This window comes from Streptomyces sp. NPDC041940, from assembly GCF_055589465.1.
On the sequence record NZ_JBVJBP010000029.1, the window covers coordinates 14074 to 31375 of the forward strand.

Annotated in this window: 15 protein-coding genes; 7 read left to right on the forward strand and 8 right to left on the reverse strand. The window is 71.6% G+C overall.

Annotated elements, in window-relative coordinates; translation table 11 throughout:
• Positions 1-35: 35 nt before the first annotated feature.
• Complete coding sequence (locus ACZ6I3_RS35175) at positions 36-1301, reverse strand: polysaccharide deacetylase family protein (RefSeq protein WP_469420237.1); 1266 nt, start codon at positions 1299-1301, stop codon at positions 36-38.
• Positions 1302-1595: 294 nt separating this feature from the next.
• Here ACZ6I3_RS35175 and ACZ6I3_RS35180 point away from each other — a divergent pair, with 294 nt between their 5' ends.
• Positions 1596-3965 carry a bifunctional SulP family inorganic anion transporter/carbonic anhydrase gene (locus ACZ6I3_RS35180; protein WP_469420239.1) on the forward strand — a complete coding sequence of 790 codons (2370 nt, stop codon included), beginning with the start codon at positions 1596-1598 and terminating at the stop codon, positions 3963-3965.
• A gap of 455 nt (positions 3966-4420) precedes the next feature.
• Here ACZ6I3_RS35180 and ACZ6I3_RS35185 read toward each other — a convergent pair whose 3' ends face one another.
• Positions 4421-5137: a hypothetical protein gene (locus ACZ6I3_RS35185; protein ID WP_469420240.1), complete on the reverse strand. Its 717-nt coding sequence runs from the start codon at positions 5135-5137 to the stop codon at positions 4421-4423.
• On the reverse strand, positions 5134-5748 hold the full coding sequence (locus tag ACZ6I3_RS35190) for an RNA polymerase sigma factor (protein WP_469420242.1): 615 nt from the start codon (positions 5746-5748) through the stop codon (positions 5134-5136). Before ACZ6I3_RS35190 ends, ACZ6I3_RS35185 begins: the two co-directional genes overlap by 4 nt.
• A gap of 240 nt (positions 5749-5988) precedes the next feature.
• On the opposite strand from ACZ6I3_RS35190, the gene acs reads away from it, so the two are divergent.
• The 5 genes from acs (at position 5989) to ACZ6I3_RS35215 (ending at position 11363) form a co-directional block, all read left to right on the forward strand.
• Complete coding sequence (gene acs, locus ACZ6I3_RS35195) at positions 5989-7944, forward strand: acetate--CoA ligase (protein WP_469420243.1); 1956 nt, start codon at positions 5989-5991, stop codon at positions 7942-7944.
• Between the two features lie 191 nt (positions 7945-8135).
• The gene (nhaA, locus tag ACZ6I3_RS35200; protein ID WP_469420245.1) at positions 8136-9572 is read left to right on the forward strand and encodes a Na+/H+ antiporter NhaA; all 1437 of its coding nucleotides are present in this window, start codon (positions 8136-8138) and stop codon (positions 9570-9572) included.
• A 42-nt stretch (positions 9573-9614) separates the two neighbouring features.
• Positions 9615-10103, forward strand: coding sequence for a phage holin family protein (locus ACZ6I3_RS35205; protein ID WP_469420247.1), 489 nt, complete (start codon positions 9615-9617; stop codon positions 10101-10103).
• Positions 10100-11053: an alpha/beta fold hydrolase gene (locus tag ACZ6I3_RS35210; protein ID WP_469420248.1), complete on the forward strand. Its 954-nt coding sequence runs from the start codon at positions 10100-10102 to the stop codon at positions 11051-11053. The genes ACZ6I3_RS35205 and ACZ6I3_RS35210 overlap by 4 nt, the downstream gene beginning before the upstream one ends.
• Before the next feature lie 127 nt (positions 11054-11180).
• Positions 11181-11363, forward strand: coding sequence for a hypothetical protein (locus ACZ6I3_RS35215; protein ID WP_078506886.1), 183 nt, complete (start codon positions 11181-11183; stop codon positions 11361-11363).
• Positions 11364-11423: 60 nt separating this feature from the next.
• Here ACZ6I3_RS35215 and ACZ6I3_RS35220 read toward each other — a convergent pair whose 3' ends face one another.
• From ACZ6I3_RS35220 to nth, 3 genes are all read right to left on the reverse strand, one after another.
• The gene (locus tag ACZ6I3_RS35220) at positions 11424-12623 is read right to left on the reverse strand and encodes a MarP family serine protease (RefSeq protein ID WP_469420249.1); all 1200 of its coding nucleotides are present in this window, start codon (positions 12621-12623) and stop codon (positions 11424-11426) included.
• Between the two features lie 13 nt (positions 12624-12636).
• The gene (locus tag ACZ6I3_RS35225; protein ID WP_469420250.1) at positions 12637-13332 is read right to left on the reverse strand and encodes an NUDIX hydrolase; all 696 of its coding nucleotides are present in this window, start codon (positions 13330-13332) and stop codon (positions 12637-12639) included.
• 106 nt (positions 13333-13438) lie between these two features.
• Entirely contained in the window at positions 13439-14470 is a 1032-nt protein-coding gene (nth, locus tag ACZ6I3_RS35230) for an endonuclease III (RefSeq protein WP_469420251.1), read from the reverse strand.
• A gap of 275 nt (positions 14471-14745) precedes the next feature.
• Here nth and ACZ6I3_RS35235 point away from each other — a divergent pair, with 275 nt between their 5' ends.
• Positions 14746-15420 carry a Crp/Fnr family transcriptional regulator gene (locus tag ACZ6I3_RS35235; protein WP_215119931.1) on the forward strand — a complete coding sequence of 225 codons (675 nt, stop codon included), beginning with the start codon at positions 14746-14748 and terminating at the stop codon, positions 15418-15420.
• A gap of 83 nt (positions 15421-15503) precedes the next feature.
• Here the strand turns inward: ACZ6I3_RS35235 and ACZ6I3_RS35240 are convergent, their stop codons facing one another.
• Both ACZ6I3_RS35240 and ACZ6I3_RS35245 read right to left on the reverse strand, forming a co-directional pair.
• Positions 15504-16334: an MBL fold metallo-hydrolase gene (locus ACZ6I3_RS35240; RefSeq protein WP_469420252.1), complete on the reverse strand. Its 831-nt coding sequence runs from the start codon at positions 16332-16334 to the stop codon at positions 15504-15506.
• A complete protein-coding gene (locus ACZ6I3_RS35245; protein WP_469420254.1) occupies positions 16331-17224 on the reverse strand; it encodes an NUDIX hydrolase in 894 nt (297 codons plus the stop codon). Before ACZ6I3_RS35245 ends, ACZ6I3_RS35240 begins: the two co-directional genes overlap by 4 nt.
• Between the last annotated feature and the right edge of the window lie 78 nt (positions 17225-17302).

Below are 17302 nucleotides of genomic sequence, written 5' to 3' on the forward strand. Positions count from 1 at the left end.
CCCTCCCCACGGCGGAGTGGCCTTCTTCACTTGCGCTACCGCTTCGCCGCCGGCGCCCCGGGCACGCCCTTCGGGGCCGGGGCGGGGTCACCCTCGAGGAAGGACGCCCAGCCCTGCTTCGGCGCCTCGCCGACCTTCAGGGAGCGCAGCTTCTCCAGCGTCTCCGGGTCCTGGGCGTCCAGCCAGTCCACGAGCCGGCGGAACGAGACACAACGCACCTCCTTCTTGGTGCACACCGCCTCGATGACCTCCTCGACGGCCCGCATGTAGGTGCCGCCGTTCCAGGACTCGAAGTGGTTGCCGATGATCAGGGGCGCGCGGTTGCCGTCGTACGCCCGGTAGAAGCCCTTGAGCAGGCCGTCGCGCATCTGGTCGCCCCAGAAGTCGAACTTGCCGGGGTCGCCCTGGGTGGTGGTGCCCGACTGGTTGACCATGAAGTTGTAGTCCATGGTGAGCTGCTCGTAGGAGTGCCCGGGGAAGGGTACGAGCTGCATGGACACGTCCCACAGGCCCTGCTTCCGCTTGGGCCAGACCTGGTCGTTGACGCCGCTGGTGTCGTAGCGGAAGCCCAGATCGCGGGCCGCCTTCATGAAGTTCCGCTGGCCTTCGAGGCAGGGCGTGCGGGCGCCGATGAGCTCCTTGTCGTAGTCGAAGGGCAGCGGGGACGCGTTCCGCAGGCCCGTGTTGGTCTTCCAGGTCCTCACGAAGTGCTTGGCCTGGGCGATCTCGTCCTTCCAGTCCTCCACCGACCACTCGCCGACCCCGCCGCCGCTGCCGCAGAAGTGGCCGTTGAAGTGGGTGCCGATCTCGTTGCCCTCCAGCCACGCCAGGCGCAGCTGCTTCGCGGTGGCGGCGATGCCGTGGCGGTCGTTGAAGCCGATGTCGGAGCGGCCCGGGGAGTGCTGCGGTGGCCGGTAGAGGTCGCGTTTCTCGTCCGGCAGCATGTACACGCCGCTCAGGAAGTACGTCATCGTCGCGTCGTTGGCCTTGGCGACCTTGCGGAAGTGGGAGAACAGCCTCTGGCTGTCCTCGCCCGCGCCGTCCCAGGAGAAGACGACGAACTGCGGGGGCTTCTGGCCGGGCCGCAGCCGTTCGGGCCTGGGCAGATGGGGCTGGGCGCCGGTGTAGGCGGTGGAGCCGTCTCCGATCAGCCGGACCGCGCTCTTCGGCGCCTGGGCCGGTTTGGCCGTCTGCGGGTCGGGGGCTTCGTTCCGGGAAGTGCCGGTCGAGCAACCGGCGAGCGATGCGGCGCAGACCGCGGCGGTCACGGAGCACGCGGCGATCCTGTGGGTGGCGGCCATGTGTCGCCCACCTTCTTCCTTCTCTCGGGTGCCGACAGCGCCGCCAAATTCGCACGGGACGGAGAAGGAATTAGTACGACAAGCCGATGAAATGGCCACTTCACTCGTCGGGGTGATTTATTCGCCCATTTGCCCGTAAAGTCTATGCCTGTCCTTTACTCTGCATTACGATCCGTTTACCGAGCGTTGATGCATCCCGCCGATTTACGCCGTGCCCTACGGCCGCGACCGAACCCCGCCCCGAGCGGGAGTCCCAGTCACGCGACCGCGCAGCCCCGGAGGAGACGGGAAAAGATGTCTGCCTGCGTCCCCACACGCGCCGCCGACCCGAACCGGACCGAGCGCACCCACCCGCCCCACAGCCCGCCCCCGACCGGCCCCCGCCGCTTCCGGATCGCGGGTGCCGACGTGTCGGCCTCGATCGCGGTCTTCCTGATCGCCCTGCCCCTGTCCCTGGGCATCGCCCTCGCCACCGGCGCCCCCCTGCAGGCCGGCCTCGTCGCCGCCGCCGTGGGCGGAATCGTCGCCGGACGGCTCGGCGGCTCCCCGCTCCAGGTGAGCGGACCGGCCGCCGGACTCACCGTCGTCACCGCCGACCTCATCCTGCGCTACGGCTGGCGGACGACCTGCGCCATCACCGTCCTCGCCGGCCTCGCCCAACTCGGCCTGGGCTGCCTGCGCGTGGCCCGTGGCGCCCTCGCCGTCAGCCCCGCCATCGTGCACGGCATGCTCGCCGGGATCGGTGTCACCATCGCCGTCGCCCAGCTGCACATCGTGCTCGGCGGCACACCGCAGAGTTCCGTCCCCGACAACCTCCGCGCACTGCCCGCCCAGTTGGCACACGTGCACCCCGCGGCCGTCTCGGTGAGCGCGCTGACGCTCGCGCTGCTGCTGCTCTGGCCGAGACTGCCCGGCCGGGCCGGACGCCTGCTGCGCAAGATCCCGGCCGCGCTCATCGCCGTGGCCGGAGCCACCGCGGTCGCCGCCCTCGCGGGTCTGCGCCTGCCCAAGGTCGACCTGCCGTCCTGGAGCAACCACGCCCTGGCCGGGCTGCCCGAGGGCCCCGTGCTCGGCCTCGTCGCCGCGGTGCTCACCACCACGCTGGTGTGCAGCGTGCAGTCACTGCTCGGCGCGGTCGCCGTGGACAAGCTGGTGGCGGGCCGCCCCGGCCTGTCCGCCCAGGTCGGCCGTTCCCGCCTCGACCGCGAACTGCTCGGACAGGGCGCCGCCAACATCGTCTCCGGCTCGCTCGGCGGACTGCCCATCGCCGGTGTGGCCGTGCGGAGTTCGGCGAATGTCCACGCGGGTGCGGTGAGCCGGAACTCCACGATGCTGCACGGCGTTCTCGTAGTGATCGCCGCACTGCTGATGGTCCCGCTCCTGGAGCTCATCCCGCTCGCCTCGCTCGCCGCCCTGGTGATGGCCGTCGGCATCCAGATGGTGTCCCTGCACCACATCCGCACGGTGACGCGCCACCGTGAAGTGTGGGTCTACGCCGTCACCACCCTGGGCGTCGTGTCCCTCGGCGTCCTGGAAGGCGTCGCGCTGGGCATCGCCATGGCCGTCGGCGTCGCCCTGCACCGCCTCACCCGCACCCGCATCACGCACGACGAGACGGAAGGAGTCCATCACGTACACGTCAGAGGACAGTTGACGTTCCTCGCGGTGCCACGGCTCAGCCGGGCCCTGCATCTCGTACCCCACGGGGCCGACGCCGTCGTCGAGCTGGACGGTTCGTTCATGGACCACGCGGCGTACGAGACGTTGCAGGACTGGCAGAAGACGCACACCGCGCAGGGCGGCAGCGTGGAGATCGCCGGCCGGCATCCCGGCACCCGTGTCTCCGAGCCCCAGCCCCTCACCGACTGCCGTTGCCGGCCCTGGACACCCTGGCGCAACCACCAGTGCGACCACCCCGGGTCCGCGCCCCGCACCGAGCACGACCCGGACGGCACGGACCGCCCCGAGCCGGACGCGACAGGTCCCGGCGGAGCCAGCGGGGACGAACTGGCGCGTGGCATCAGCGCGTTCCAGCGCAACACCGCGCCCCTGGTGCGCAGTGAACTGGCCCGGCTGGCGCGCGAGGGACAGCGTCCTTCGCAGCTCTTCCTGACCTGCGCCGACTCACGGCTGGTCACCTCGATGATCACCTCCAGTGGTCCCGGCGACCTCTTCGTGGTGCGCAACGTGGGCAACCTCGTGCCGCTGCCCGGCGAGGAGAGCGGGGACGACTCGGTGGCCGCGGCGATCGAGTACGCGGTGGATGTGCTGAAGGTACGGTCCATCACGGTGTGCGGGCACTCCGGATGCGGAGCCATGCAGGCACTGCTCAGCTCCGAACCGGGCGGCACCCGGACCCCGCTCGAGCGATGGCTGCGGCACGGCCGGCCCAGCCTGGAGCGCGTGACCGACGACAGCCCGCCGTGGGGCAGGCTGGCCGGACGGGCGCCCGAGGGCGTGGTGGAGCAGCTCTGCCTGACCAACGTGGTCCAGCAGTTGGAGCACCTGCGCGCCCACGACTCGGTCGCACGCGCCCTGAAGGAGGGCGAGCTGGAGCTGCACGGCATGTACTTCCACGTCGGGGAGGCCCAGGCGTATCTGCTCACCGAGGTAGACGGGGACCGGGTGTTCGACCACGTACGGGAGTCCGACCAGCCGGCGTGAGCCCGGGGTCCGCCCCACGGCGGTAAGCGTGAGCGCGGGGCCCGCCCACGGCAGCCGGCACGACCCGGCGGGCCCGCCCGACCGCAGTCGACGTGAACCCCCAGGGGCCCCGCCCCGCCGCACCTGACGTGAGCCCGGGGTCCCGCCCCACCGCAACCGGCATGAGCCCGGCGGGCCCGCCCCACCTCAGCCGGCGTGAACCCGGGGCCCGCCCCACGGCAGTCAGCGTGAGAGCGGGGCCCGCCCCACGGCAGCTGGCATGAGCCCGGCGAGCCCACCCCGCGGCAACCGACGTGAACCCGGGGCCCCGCCCCACCGCAACCGAAGTGAACCCGGGGCCTCGCCCCACGGCAGCCGTCCGAGGCGGCGGCCCGTGCCCAACAGCCCTTGCCCGGGCCAGGTCGGGCGAAGGCGGGCGGCGACCCCCGTGCGCCGCCCGCCGGCCCTCTCAGCCCTCAGCCCTCAGAACCCGGCTCCGGCCCCAGCCCCGGCTCCGGCCCCAGCTCCGGCTCGCAAGGCGCGATCTTGCCCTTGATCGCGTAGAACGACTCGGAGTTGAGCCCGGGTCGGCCGTCCTTGCGGCTGGTGCTCTCCATGCCCAGGGAGTCGCCGGGATACAGGGTGACCTGCCAATTGCGGTGGAAGGCCGGGTCGGTCGGGCCGCCGACGGGGACGGAGCCCTCCTCGGGCGGCTCGCCGATGAACCCCCGTTCCACGCGGCTCGCCAGCATCTTGCCGCGCGGCTGAGCGCAGTGTTGGCCGAAGGAGAGCTTGTCGACGGTCGCGTGGATGCCCTCGGCCCGCAGGCGTTCGGCCAGTCGGCGCTGGGCGTCCTCGCCTATCGCGATCTTCGTGAGGGTGAGGGTGACGCTGCCGTCGCCGTGCCGCTCCACCGCGTACGCCGGGGATTCGCCCGGTGAGCCCGGCACAAGCACGAGCACCAGCGCCAGCCCGGTCACGGCGCAGGCGCCCGCGGCCAGGGCGAGCCGCCGCCCCGTGAGCACCGCCGCGAACGGGGAGCGTCGCGCGGCGACCTTCTCGGCGGGACCGGTGGCCACCGCCTGCGCGGAACCGGTGGTCACCGCCCGCGCGGAACCGGTGGCCCCGCGCAGCTCGATCTCGCGCCGCAGCTCGGCCAGCAGCCGGTCCTCGAACGTGTTCTTCGTGGTCATGCCTCTCCTCCGGATTCTCCGGCTCCGCCGGTGACGTACGACAGGGGTGCGCCGGGCGGGGCCTCCGGCACCGGATCCGCCTCCGCTCGCAGGGCCTTGCGGGCACGGTGCAGCCGCACCCGGGCCGTGACCTGGCGGATGCCGAGCGCGGCGGCGGCCTCGGTCACCGTGAGCTGGTCCACGGCGACGAGTTCGACGACGGCCCGTTCGCCGTCCGGCAGCCGCTCCAGCGCGGCCAGCGCCCGGCGCCCCGGGCTCTCGGCGTCGAGCTTGTCCTCGAGCCGCGCGATGTCGTCGGGATCCAGCAACCGCCGCCCCGAGATGCGGCGGTCGCGCGCCGTCTCACGAGCGACCCGGCGGCGCTCGGAGGAGACGATGTTGCGCGCGATGCCGTACAGCCAGGCCCGCTCGTCGCCCCGGCCGGGGCGATACGTGTGGGCGGAGTCGAGCGCCGCGAGGAAGACCTCGGCGGTCAGGTCCGCCACCGTGTGGACGTCGGCGACACGCCGGGCCACGAAAGACATCACGGCGTCCACATGGCGCCGGTAGAACTCTTCGAAGAGCTGAGGGTCGTGGGCCGCCGCCGCGGGTCCGCCCCTTATGCCGTCCACTCGGCTGTCCTCTCTCTCGGTTCTCTCGGTGCGCCTACACCTGTAGTTGGGCCGAACTGTGAGAGGCGTTACAGAGGATGAACCCTGCCTGGTCGGCGTCCGTGGGTACGGATGACCCCGGCCGCCGAAACCGACCCCAAGAGGTCTAAACCAATCGACGGTCGGCCCTTGTCATCGCACCCCCGGGTCTGATGAGCTGTGGCCTGGGACACAACGGACACCCCGGGAAAGGCAGATGCCGTGAGCAACGAAAGCCTGGCCAACCTGCTGAAGGAAGAGCGCAGGTTCGCACCCCCCGCCGACCTGGCCGCAGGCGCCAACGTCACCGCGGAGGCGTATGAACAGGCCAAGGCTGACAGGCTCGGCTTCTGGGCCGAGCAGGCCCGTCGGCTGACCTGGGCCAAGGAGCCCACCGAGACCCTCGACTGGTCGAACCCGCCGTTCGCCAAGTGGTTCAAGGACGGCGAGCTCAATGTCGCCTACAACTGCGTCGACCGGCATGTGGAGGCCGGGCTCGGCGACCGTGTCGCCATCCACTTCGAGGGTGAGCCCGGCGACAGCCGCGCGATCACCTACGCCGAGCTCAAGGACGAGGTCTCCAAGGCCGCCAACGCCCTGCTGGAGCTCGGAGTTCAGGCCGGCGACCGGGTCGCCGTCTACATGCCGATGATCCCCGAGACCGCGATCGCGATGCTGGCGTGCGCCCGGGTCGGCGCCGCCCACTCGGTCGTCTTCGGCGGCTTCTCCTCGGACGCGCTCGCCACCCGCATCCAGGACGCCGACGCGCGCGTGGTCATCACCTCCGACGGCGGCTACCGGCGCGGCAAGCCGTCCGCGCTCAAGCCGGCCGTGGACGAGGCGGTCGAGAAGGCAGGCATCGTCGAGCACGTCCTGGTCGTGCGCCGCACGGGCCAGGAGGTCGCCTTCACCGAGGGCCGCGACGTGTGGTGGCACGACGTCGTGGAGCGGCAGAGCGCCGAGCACGCCCCGCAGGCGTTCAACGCCGAGCACCCGCTGTTCATCCTGTACACCTCGGGCACCACGGGGAAGCCGAAGGGCATCCTGCACACCTCCGGCGGCTACCTCACCCAAACCGCCTACACCCACCACGCCGTCTTCGACCTCAAGCCGGAGACCGACGTGTACTGGTGCACCGCCGACGTCGGCTGGGTCACGGGGCACTCGTACATCGTCTACGGCCCGCTCGCCAACGGCGCGACGCAGGTCATGTACGAGGGCACGCCCGACACCCCGCACCAGGGGCGCTTCTGGGAGATCGTGCAGAAGTACGGCGTGACGATCCTCTACACCGCGCCGACCGCGATCCGCACGTTCATGAAGTGGGGCGACGACATCCCCGCCAAGTTCGACCTGTCCAGCCTGCGGGTGCTGGGCTCGGTGGGCGAGCCGATCAACCCCGAGGCGTGGATCTGGTACCGCAAGAACATCGGCGGCGACCGCACCCCGATCGTGGACACCTGGTGGCAGACCGAGACCGGCTCCATGATGATCACCCCGCTGCCGGGCGTGACCGCGACGAAGCCGGGCTCCGCGCAGACGCCGCTGCCCGGCATCGCCGCGACGGTCGTCGACGACGAGGCGCGCGAGGTGCCCGACGGCGGTGGCGGCTACCTGGTGCTCACCGAGCCGTGGCCGTCGATGCTGCGCACCATCTGGGGCGACGACCAGCGGTTCATCGACACGTACTGGTCGCGCTTCGAGGGCAAGTACTTCGCCGGCGACGGGGCCAAGAAGGACGACGACGGCGACATCTGGCTGCTCGGCCGGGTCGACGACGTCATGCTCGTCTCGGGGCACAACATCTCCACCACCGAGGTCGAGTCCGCGCTCGTGTCCCACCCGTCGGTCGCCGAGGCGGCCGTGGTCGGAGCGGCGGACGAGACGACCGGGCAGGCGATCGTCGCGTTCGTGATCCTGCGCGGTACGGCCGCCGAGTCCGAGGACCTGGTCGCCGAGCTGCGCAACCACGTCGGCACCACCCTCGGCCCGATCGCCAAGCCCAAGCGGGTCCTGCCGGTGGCCGAGCTGCCCAAGACCCGCTCCGGCAAGATCATGCGCCGTCTGCTGCGGGACGTCGCCGAGAACCGTCAGCTCGGTGACGTCACCACGCTGACCGACTCCACGGTCATGGACCTCATCCAGTCCAAGCTGCCCGCCGCGCCCAGCGAGGACTGAGTACGGGATACCGGAACGGACGAGGGGCATCCGGCGGTCATGCGCTCCGGGTGCCCCTCGCGGCATGGTGGAGGTCATTCCGTGCACCCCGCCGCACACTTAGGTAAGCTAAGCAAAACAAAGCTCATAGGGGTGCCGGGAAGTCTGGTCGGCAGGTAGTTGCGTCCTGCCCAGAACCGGAGGTCTCCCCAGTGATCGCGCCCCGCTCCACCACCCCTCGCAAGGTCCTCGGACGGCTCTCGCTGCCCGAGCGGACCTACGTGGCGGACGCGCTGCGCACCGAGACCGTCGGCGGTGTGCTGCTGCTCGCCGCCGCGGTCACCGCACTGCTCTGGGCGAACATCCCCGCGCTGCAGAACAGCTACGAGAGCGTCGCCCACTTCAAGCTGGGCCCCTCCGCGCTCGGCCTCGACCTGTCTCTCGCGCACTGGGCCGCCGACGGGCTGCTGGCGATCTTCTTCTTCGTGGCCGGGATCGAACTCAAGCGCGAACTCGTCGCGGGCGACCTGCGCGACCCCAGGGCCGCCGCGCTCCCGGTCGTCGCCGCCCTGTGCGGCATGGCCGTACCGGCGCTCGTCTACACCGTCACCAACGTCACCGGCGGCGGCTCCCTGGCCGGGTGGGCCGTGCCCACCGCCACCGACATCGCCTTCGCGCTCGCCGTGCTCGCGGTCATCGGCACGTCCCTGCCGAGCGCGCTGCGGGCCTTCCTGCTCACGCTCGCCGTCGTCGACGACCTCTTCGCGATCCTGATCATCGCCGTCTTCTTCACCGCCGACCTGAACTTCGCCGCGCTCGGCGGCGCCGTGGTGGGCCTGGGCGTCTTCTGGCTGCTGCTGCGCAAGGGCGTACGCGGCTGGTACGTGTACGTGCCGCTCGCGCTCGTGATCTGGGCGCTGATGTACAACAGCGGCGTCCACGCCACCGTCGCCGGCGTCGCCATGGGGCTGATGCTGCGCTGCCACCGCAAGGAGGGCGAGGCCCACTCCCCCGGCGAGCACATCGAGCATCTCGTACGCCCTCTCTCGGCAGGGCTGGCCGTACCGCTGTTCGCGCTCTTCAGTGCCGGTGTCGCCATCTCCGGCGGCGCGCTCGCCGATGTGTTCGATCAGCCGGAGACCCTCGGCGTCGTCCTCGGACTCGTCGTCGGCAAGACACTGGGCATCTTCGGCGGGACCTGGCTGACGGCCCGTTTCACCAGGGCCTCGCTCAGCGACGATCTCGCCTGGGGAGACGTGTTCGCGGTGGCGAGCCTCGCCGGCATCGGCTTCACCGTCTCGCTGCTCATCGGCGAACTCGCCTTCGCCGGCGACGAGGCGATGACGAACGAGGTCAAGGCCGCCGTACTTCTGGGCTCGCTCATCGCCGCGACGCTGGCGACCGTCCTGCTGAAGATACGGAACGCCAAGTACCGCCGCCTGTGGGAGGACGAGGAGCGCGACGACGACCTCGACGGCATCCCGGACATCTACGAGGAGGACGAACCGGCGTACCACCTGCGCCTGGCCGCCCGCTACGAGGCCAAGGCCGCGGAGCACCGCAGGATCGCCCAGGAGAAGGCAGCCGCGCGCCACGAGCTTGCCGAAGTACCGGGCGGGGCAGGCGAGGACCACGACGGTCCGGCATGATCTGACGAGACGGTACAAAAAGACGGAGAGGGAGAGACCGCGATGAGCGCACCCGACGGCAGCCCGGTCGGCGCCGAACGCAGCATCGGCCAGCTGTTCGCCTCGGCGACGACGGAAATGTCGGCGCTGGTGCACGACGAGATCGCGCTGGCGAAGGCGCAGCTCAAGCAGGACGTCAAGCGCGGCGCGACCAGCGGCGGCGCCTTCTCGGCGGCCGGCGCGGTGCTGATCTTCTCCCTGCCGATGCTGAACTTCGCCCTGGCGTACGGCATCCGCACCTGGAGCAACTGGAACCTCGCGATCTGCTTCCTGCTGTCCTTCGCGGCGAACGTGCTGGTCGCGGTCGTGCTCGCGCTGATCGGCGTGGTCTTCGCGAAGAAGGCCAAGAAGAGCAAGGGCCCGCAGAAGGTCGCCGCCTCGATGAAGGAGACCGCGGTCGTCCTGCAGAAGGCCAAGCCGCACCCGCGTCCGGAGCTCCCGCAGGACCGGGTCCCGGAGGCCATCGAGGCTGTGGCACGCTCGTCGTCATGACGGACCCCGCCACACCACCTTTCGCACAGCCGGCCTCGGCCGTTCTTCTGGACGTCCCCGGCGGGAGAAAGGTGAGCCATCGCGACGTCGCCGCCAACGGCGCCCGCTTCCACATCGCCGAGCTGGGTGACGGGCCGCTGGTGCTGCTGCTGCACGGCTTCCCGCAGTTCTGGTGGACCTGGCGGCACCAGCTGGTGGCGCTCGCCGACGCGGGCTTCCGGGCCGTCGCCATGGACCTGCGGGGCGTCGGGGGCAGCGACCGTACGCCGCGCGGTTACGACCCCGCCAACCTCGCGCTCGACGTCACCGGCGTCATCCGCTCCCTCGGCGAGCCGGACGCCGCCCTGGTCGGCCACGACCTGGGCGGATACCTCGCGTGGACGGCGGCCGCGATGCGCCCCAAGCTGGTGCGGCGGCTGGCGGTCGCGTCCATGCCGCATCCGCGGCGCTGGCGCTCGGCCATGCTGCGAGACGTCAAGCAGACGCGCGCCGGTTCACACATCTGGGGGTTCCAGCGGCCCTGGATCCCGGAGCGGCAGCTCACCGCCGACGACGGGGCGCTCGTGGCCGAGCTGATCCAGGAGTGGTCCGGGCCGCGCCCGCCGGAGGACGAGGCCCTCGAGGCGTACCGGCGCGCCATGTGCATCCCCTCCGCCGCGCACTGCGCGGTCGAGCCGTACCGCTGGATGGTGCGCTCCCTGGCCCGCCCGGACGGCATCCAGTTCAACCGCCGCATGAAGCGGCCCGTGCGCGTGCCCACCCTCCATCTGCACGGCTCGCTCGACCCCGTGATGCGCACGCGCAGCGCGGCCGGGTCCGGCGAGTACGTCGAAGCCCCCTACCGCTGGCGCCTGTTCGACGGTCTCGGCCACTTCCCGCACGAGGAGGACCCGGTCGCGTTCTCCTCGGAGCTCATCAACTGGCTCAAGGATCCCGAACCCGACCGGTGACCGGCCGACCCCGCCCGGTATCCGCACGTGAACGCTTGTCCTACGAACGGCCACTTGCCTGGCGCATAGGCCAATTGGGCGCCCGGCGAGCGGTTATCGACCATGAGGCGGGGGCACAGGTCGGGGTATGGGCTGGACGCACGACTACAGTGACGCAAGCCGCAATCGCCGCTCGGCGGGCGGTGCGAACCCCCACCAGCGAAGCGGCGCACCGCAGATGGTGACCGCGGATCCCCGGGTCGGGATTCCGCGCATCCTCCGCCGCCGGGCCCGCTGGGTCTCCGTACGTCTGCGCCACACACGCGACTGAGGCGCCACCCGCGCGAGTGACGCCCCCGACCACCCTGCCGCGGGGCCGCTGGGGCCGCTCCTAGAGCGCGCAGCTGTCGCTGTCCACCTGCTGGTTGGCGCTGCGCCCCTTGGTGATGTCCTCCTGGATCTCGTCCACGGTCAGCGCGTACCCCGTCTCGGCATCGTCCAGGGACTTGGCGAAGACCACGCCGTAGACCTTGCCCTCGGGGGTGAGCAGCGGGCCGCCGGAGTTGCCCTGGCGGACGGTCGCGTAGAGGGAGTAGACGTCGCGGCGGACCGTGTCGCGGTGGTAGATGTCCGGGCCGTTGGCCGTGATGCGGCCGCGTACGCGCGCTGCTCGCACGTCGTACGCCCCGTTCTCCGGGAAGCCCGCGACGATCGCGCCGTCCCCGCTGGTCGCGTCCTCGGTGGTGAAGCGCAGCGCGGGCGCCTTGAGGTCCGGCACGTCGAGCACGGCGATGTCGCGCCGCCAGTCGTAGAGGACGACCGTGGCGTCGTACTTCCGGCCCTCGCCGCCTATCTGCACGGTCGGCTCGTCGACACCGCCCACCACATGCGCGTTGGTCATCACCCGGCGGCCGGAGAAGACGAAGCCGGTGCCCTCCAGGACCTTGCCGCAGCTCGGGGCGGTGCCCATGACCTTGACGATGGAGCGCTGGGCGCGGTTCGCCACGGGGCTGTCGGCCAGGGCCGGGTCCGGCGGCTGGACGTCGGTGATCGGCTCGTTCGAGAACGGGCTGAAGACCTGCGGGAAGCCGTTCTGCGCGAGGACGGAGGAGAAGTCGGCGAACCAGGTGGCGGCCTGGTCCGGCAGCGCCTGGGAGACGCCCAGCAGCACCTTGGAGTTGCGGACCTCCTTGCCGAGCGTCGGCAGGGTGGTGCCCGCGAGGGCCGAGCCGATCAGCCAGGCGACCAGGAGCATCGCCAGGACGTTGACCAGGGCGCCGCCGGTGGCGTCGAGGGCCCGGGCCGGAGACCAGGTGATGTGCCGGCGCAGCTTGTTGCCGAGGTGGGTGGTGAGGGCCTGGCCGACGGAGGCGCAGACGATGACGACGACGACCGCGACGACGGCGGCGGTCGTGTTCACCTCCGCGTTGTCCGTGAGCGCGTCCCAGATGACGGGCAGTACGTAGACCGCGACGAGACCGCCGCCCAGGAAGCCGATCACCGACAGGATGCCGACGACGAATCCCTGGCGGTACCCGACGACCGCGAACCACACGGCGGCGACCAGCAACAAGATGTCCAGCACGTTCACGGAGGCCACCCTGTCATGCGCGCCAGTCGAGCGGGACCTGCTTCTCGCGGTCCCAGGGCCGCTCCCAGCCCGCGAAGTGCAGCAGCCGGTCGATGATTCCGGCCGTGAAACCCCAGACAAGGGCTGATTCGACCAGAAACGCCGGACCTCGGTGGCCGCTGGGGTGGACGGTGGTGGCGCGGTGGGCGGGGTCCGTGAGATCCACCACGGGGACGGTGAAGACCCTGGCGGTCTCGTTCGGATCGACGACCCCGACCGGGCTCGGTTCGCGCCACCAGCCCAGCACCGGGGTGACGACGAAGCCGCTGACCGGGATGTACAGCCTGGGCAGGACGCCGAAGAGCTGGACGCCCGAGGGGTCGAGGCCGGTCTCCTCCTCCGCCTCGCGCAGGGCGGCCCGCAGTGGGCCGTCGCCCCACGGGTCGCCGTCCTCGGGGTCGAGGGCGCCGCCGGGGAACGAGGGCTGGCCGGCATGCGAGCGCAGGGAGCTCGCGCGCTCCATGAGCAGCAGCTCGGGCCCGCGCTCGCCCTCCCCGAACAGGACCAGCACGGCGGACTGGCGCCCGGCGCCGTCCTCCGGCGGCAGGAAACGGCTGAGCTGCTGCGGCCTGACCGTCTCCACGGCACGCACCACCGGGTCCAGCCAGGCGGGCAGGCCCTCCTTGCTCGGCGTCAAAGGCCCGTCCTGTGTGTCGCTCGCACGCGTCATCGCCACCCCCGTCGTCCTGCCGCTTCCAACGCGCGGCAGGTCCGAGATCGTTCCGCGAACGGCCGCGATCCCCCGTTCGGGCAGCTCGGTCCGCCGACCGGGCAGCTCATCCGGCCCCCAGCGGCGGCGCCGGCTTGCCGCCCGCGTCCAGATACGCCTGCGGGGGCCGCAGCCGCTGGCCGGGGAAGCCGCCCTTCTCGTACTTGAGCAGCTTCTTCGCCTTCTCGGGGTCGGTCTCGCCCTCGCCGAACGCCGGGCAGAGCGGGGCGATCGGGCAGGCACCGCAGGCGGGCTTGCGGGCGTGGCAGATGCGGCGGCCGTGCCAGATCACATGGTGCGAGAGGTCCGTCCAGTCGCTCTTCGGGAAGAGCGCGCCGATGGCGGCCTCGATCTTGTCCGGGTCGGTCTCGCCGGTCCACCGCCAGCGGCGCACCAGGCGCTGGAAGTGGGTGTCCACGGTGATGCCGGGCCGTCCGAAGGCGTTGCCGAGCACGACGAACGCGGTCTTGCGGCCGACGCCGGGCAGCTTGACCAGGTCCTCCAGCCGGCCCGGGACCTCACCGCCGAAGTCCTCCACCAGGGCCTTGGACAGCCCTATGACCGACTTCGTCTTGGCCCGGAAGAAGCCGCACGGGCGGAGGATCTCCTCCACCTCCTCGGGGTTGGCGGCGGCCAGGTCCTCGGGGGTGGGGTACTTGGCGAAGAGGGCGGGTGTCGTCTGGTTGACGCGCAGGTCGGTGGTCTGGGCGGACAGGACCGTGGCGACGACCAGTTGGAAGGAGTTGTCGAAGTCCAGCTCGGGGTGGGCGTACGGGAAGACCTCGGCGAGCTCGCGGTTGATACGGCGGGCTCTGCGGACCAGCGCGGTGCGCGACTCGTCACCGGGCGGGTGGACGACGGCCTTTGCGGGGGCGGTGCCCTTGACGCGCGCTGTGGCCTTCTTGGGCGCGACGGTGACCTTCTTGGCGGCGGGTGCCTTCTTCACTGCGGGTGCCTTCTTGGCGGGCGCCTTCACTGCGGGCGTCTTCTTGGCTGACGCCTTCTTGGCTGACGCCTTCCCGGCGGCCGCCTTCTTCGCGGAATCCGTCTTGTTCCCTTTCGCCGTTTTCCTACCGCCATCGGGGCTCTGTTCGCCCACAGCGGAATCGCGACGTACAGCCACCCGCGCAGCCCCCTCGGCCTGTGCTCTCACCGGCGATTTGGACACCCGGCCAGCCTAAGGCGTGGCACCGACATCCGCCCCGGGCCCTGAAGATCGGCGTCCAATTGGACCCCTGCCGCGTACCCCGGGACACCTGTGCGGCATCCTTGTGACAGATCACACTGTTTGGACCGTCCGGCAAAACGGGCACCTCGGTGCCTTGATACAAGGGGGATCCAGGTCCCCTGAGCAGGTCGACAAGGAGAGAACTCGTGGACGACGTTCTGCGGCGCAACCCGCTCTTCGCGGCGCTCGATGACGAGCAGGCCTCGGAGCTCCGCGCCTCCATGAGTGAGGTGACCCTCGCGCGCGGCGACTCGCTGTTCCACGAGGGGGACCCCGGCGACCGCCTGTATGTGGTCACGGAGGGCAAGGTCAAGCTCCACCGCACGTCCCCGGACGGCCGGGAGAACATGCTGGCCGTGGTCGGCCCCGGCGAGCTCATCGGCGAGCTGTCGCTCTTCGACCCGGGCCCGCGCACCGCGACGGCCTCCGCGCTGACCGAGGTCAAGCTGCTCGGTCTCGGCCACGGCGACCTCCAGCCCTGGCTGAACGCCCGCCCCGAGGTGGCCACGGCGCTGCTGCGCGCTGTCGCCCGCCGGCTGCGCAAGACCAACGACGCGATGTCCGACCTCGTCTTCTCGGACGTCCCGGGCCGGGTCGCCCGTGCCCTGCTGGACCTGTCCCGCCGGTTCGGCGTGCAGTCCGAGGAGGGCATCCACGTCGTCCACGACCTCACGCAGGAGGAGCTGGCCCAGCTGGTCGGCGCGTCCCGCGAGACGGTCAACAAGGCACTGGCGGACTTCGCCCAGCGCGGCTGGCTGCGCCTGGAGGCCCGCGCGGTGATCCTGCTCGACGTGGAACGCCTCGCCAAGCGCTCGCGCTGACGCGCACCCGCGCGTGCCGTACGTCATCGGGCCCTGTCTCCTCGCGAGACAGGGCCCGACGTCGTACCAGGACACGTCAGCGGTCAGATGAGCCCGTGCTCGTCCAGGTAGTCCAACTGCGCCCGCACCGACAGTTCCGCCGCCGGCCACAGGGAGCGGTCCACGTCCGCGTAGACGTGGGCGACGACCTCGGTGGGGGTGCGGTAGCCGTCCTCGACGGCCGTCTCCACCTGCGCGAGGCGCTTGGCCCGGTGGGCGAGGTAGTACTCGACGGCGCCCTGGGCGTCCTCCAGGACCGGTCCGTGGCCCGGGAGCACCGTGTGGACGCCGTCGTCGACCGTGAGGGACCTGAGGCGCCGCAGGGAGTCCAGGTAGTCGCCGAGGCGGCCGTCGGGGTGGGCCACGACCGTCGTGCCACGGCCGAGGATCGTGTCGCCGGTCAGGACGGCCTGGTCCGCCGGGAGGTGGAAGGAGAGGGAGTCGGCGGTGTGGCCGGGGGTCGGTACGACCCTCAGTTCGAGGCCGCCGACGGTGATCACGTCCCCGGCGGCCAGTCCCTCGTCGCCCAGCCGGAGGGCCGGATCGAGCGCACGCACGCGTGTGCCGGTCAGTTCGGCGAACCGCCCGGCGCCCTCGGCGTGGTCGGGATGGCCATGGGTCAGCAGCGTCAGGGCGACGCGCTTGCCGGCCTGCTCTGCCGTGGCGACGACATGGCGCAGATGTCCGTCGTCGAGCGGCCCCGGGTCGACCACCACGGCCAGGTCCGAGCCGGGCTCGGAGAGGATCCAGGTGTTCGTGCCGTCCAGGGTCATCGCCGACGGGTTGGGGGCCAGGACGTTGACGGCCCGCGCGGTGGCGGGGCCCGTGAGGACACCGCCCCGGGGCTGGCCGGGAAGGGCTGCTGCGTCCGTCATGCGCTGGCTCCACCGGTCGGGAAGGTCGGGCGGGTCGGGATGTGCTTGGTGAACTCGTCGTGGCCCGGCCAGGAGAGCACGATCTCGCCCTCCACGAGGCGGGCGGTGGCCAGCACGGGCGTGAGATCACGCCCCGGGGCGTCCGCGAGCGCCCGGGCCGCCGTGTCGTACGGCGTCAGCTGGCGCAGGGTCGCGATGGTCGGCGGCATCATCAGCAGCTCGCCCTTGTCGTAGCCGGCCGCCGCCTCGCCCGGGGCGATCCACACCGTACGGTCCGCCTCGGTGGAGGCGTTGCGGGTGCGCTGTCCCTCGGGAAGCGCGGCCACGAAGAACCAGGTGTCGTAGCGGCGGGCCTCGAACTCCGGGGTGATCCAGCGGGTCCACGCGCCGAGCAGGTCCGAGCGCAGGACCAGGCCGCGGCGGTCCAGGAACTCTGCGAAGGACAGGTCCCGGGCGACCAGGGCGGCACGGTCCGCCTCCCAGTCGGCCCCGGTGGTGTCACCGACGACCGAGTCGGGCGCCGGTCCGGCGAGCAGGACGCCCGCCTCCTCGTACGTCTCCCGTACGGCCGCGCAGACGATCGCCTGGGCCGCCGTCTCGTCGACGCCGAGCCGGTCCGCCCACCACGCGCGCGTGGGGCCCGCCCAGCGGACCTGCTGGTCGTCGTCCCGGGGGTCGACGCCGCCGCCCGGATACGCGTACGCGCCTCCGGCGAAGGCCATGGAGGCGCGTCTGCGCAGCATGTGGACAGCGGGACCGGTGCCGGTGCCGCTGTCCTTCAGGAGCATGACGGTGGCCGCGCGCTTCGGGGTGACCGGCGTGAGCGTGCCGTCCGCCAGGGCGCGGATGCGGTCCGGCCATTCCGGGGGGTACCACTGACCGTTCGCCATGGGCGCGAGGCTATCCCGTGACGGGCGGATGTTCGAGTGGCCCCTGAGGGGGCGGTTTCCCCTCGCGGGGAAGCGCGG

Excerpts from the sequence above, each read along its gene's own strand:
- ACZ6I3_RS35215 (WP_078506886.1), top strand. The coding sequence starts at position 11,181 with ATGGGCTGGACGCACGACTACAGTGACGCAAGCCGCAATCGCCGCTCG.
- ACZ6I3_RS35175 (WP_469420237.1), bottom strand. The coding sequence starts at position 1,301 with ATGGCCGCCACCCACAGGATCGCCGCGTGCTCCGTGACCGCCGCGGTC.
- ACZ6I3_RS35210 (WP_469420248.1), top strand. The coding sequence starts at position 10,100 with ATGACGGACCCCGCCACACCACCTTTCGCACAGCCGGCCTCGGCCGTT.
- ACZ6I3_RS35240 (WP_469420252.1), bottom strand. The coding sequence starts at position 16,334 with ATGACGGACGCAGCAGCCCTTCCCGGCCAGCCCCGGGGCGGTGTCCTC.
- ACZ6I3_RS35180 (WP_469420239.1), top strand. The coding sequence starts at position 1,596 with ATGTCTGCCTGCGTCCCCACACGCGCCGCCGACCCGAACCGGACCGAG.
- ACZ6I3_RS35205 (WP_469420247.1), top strand. The coding sequence starts at position 9,615 with ATGAGCGCACCCGACGGCAGCCCGGTCGGCGCCGAACGCAGCATCGGC.
- ACZ6I3_RS35245 (WP_469420254.1), bottom strand. The coding sequence starts at position 17,224 with ATGGCGAACGGTCAGTGGTACCCCCCGGAATGGCCGGACCGCATCCGC.
- ACZ6I3_RS35225 (WP_469420250.1), bottom strand. The coding sequence starts at position 13,332 with ATGACGCGTGCGAGCGACACACAGGACGGGCCTTTGACGCCGAGCAAG.
- ACZ6I3_RS35185 (WP_469420240.1), bottom strand. The coding sequence starts at position 5,137 with ATGACCACGAAGAACACGTTCGAGGACCGGCTGCTGGCCGAGCTGCGG.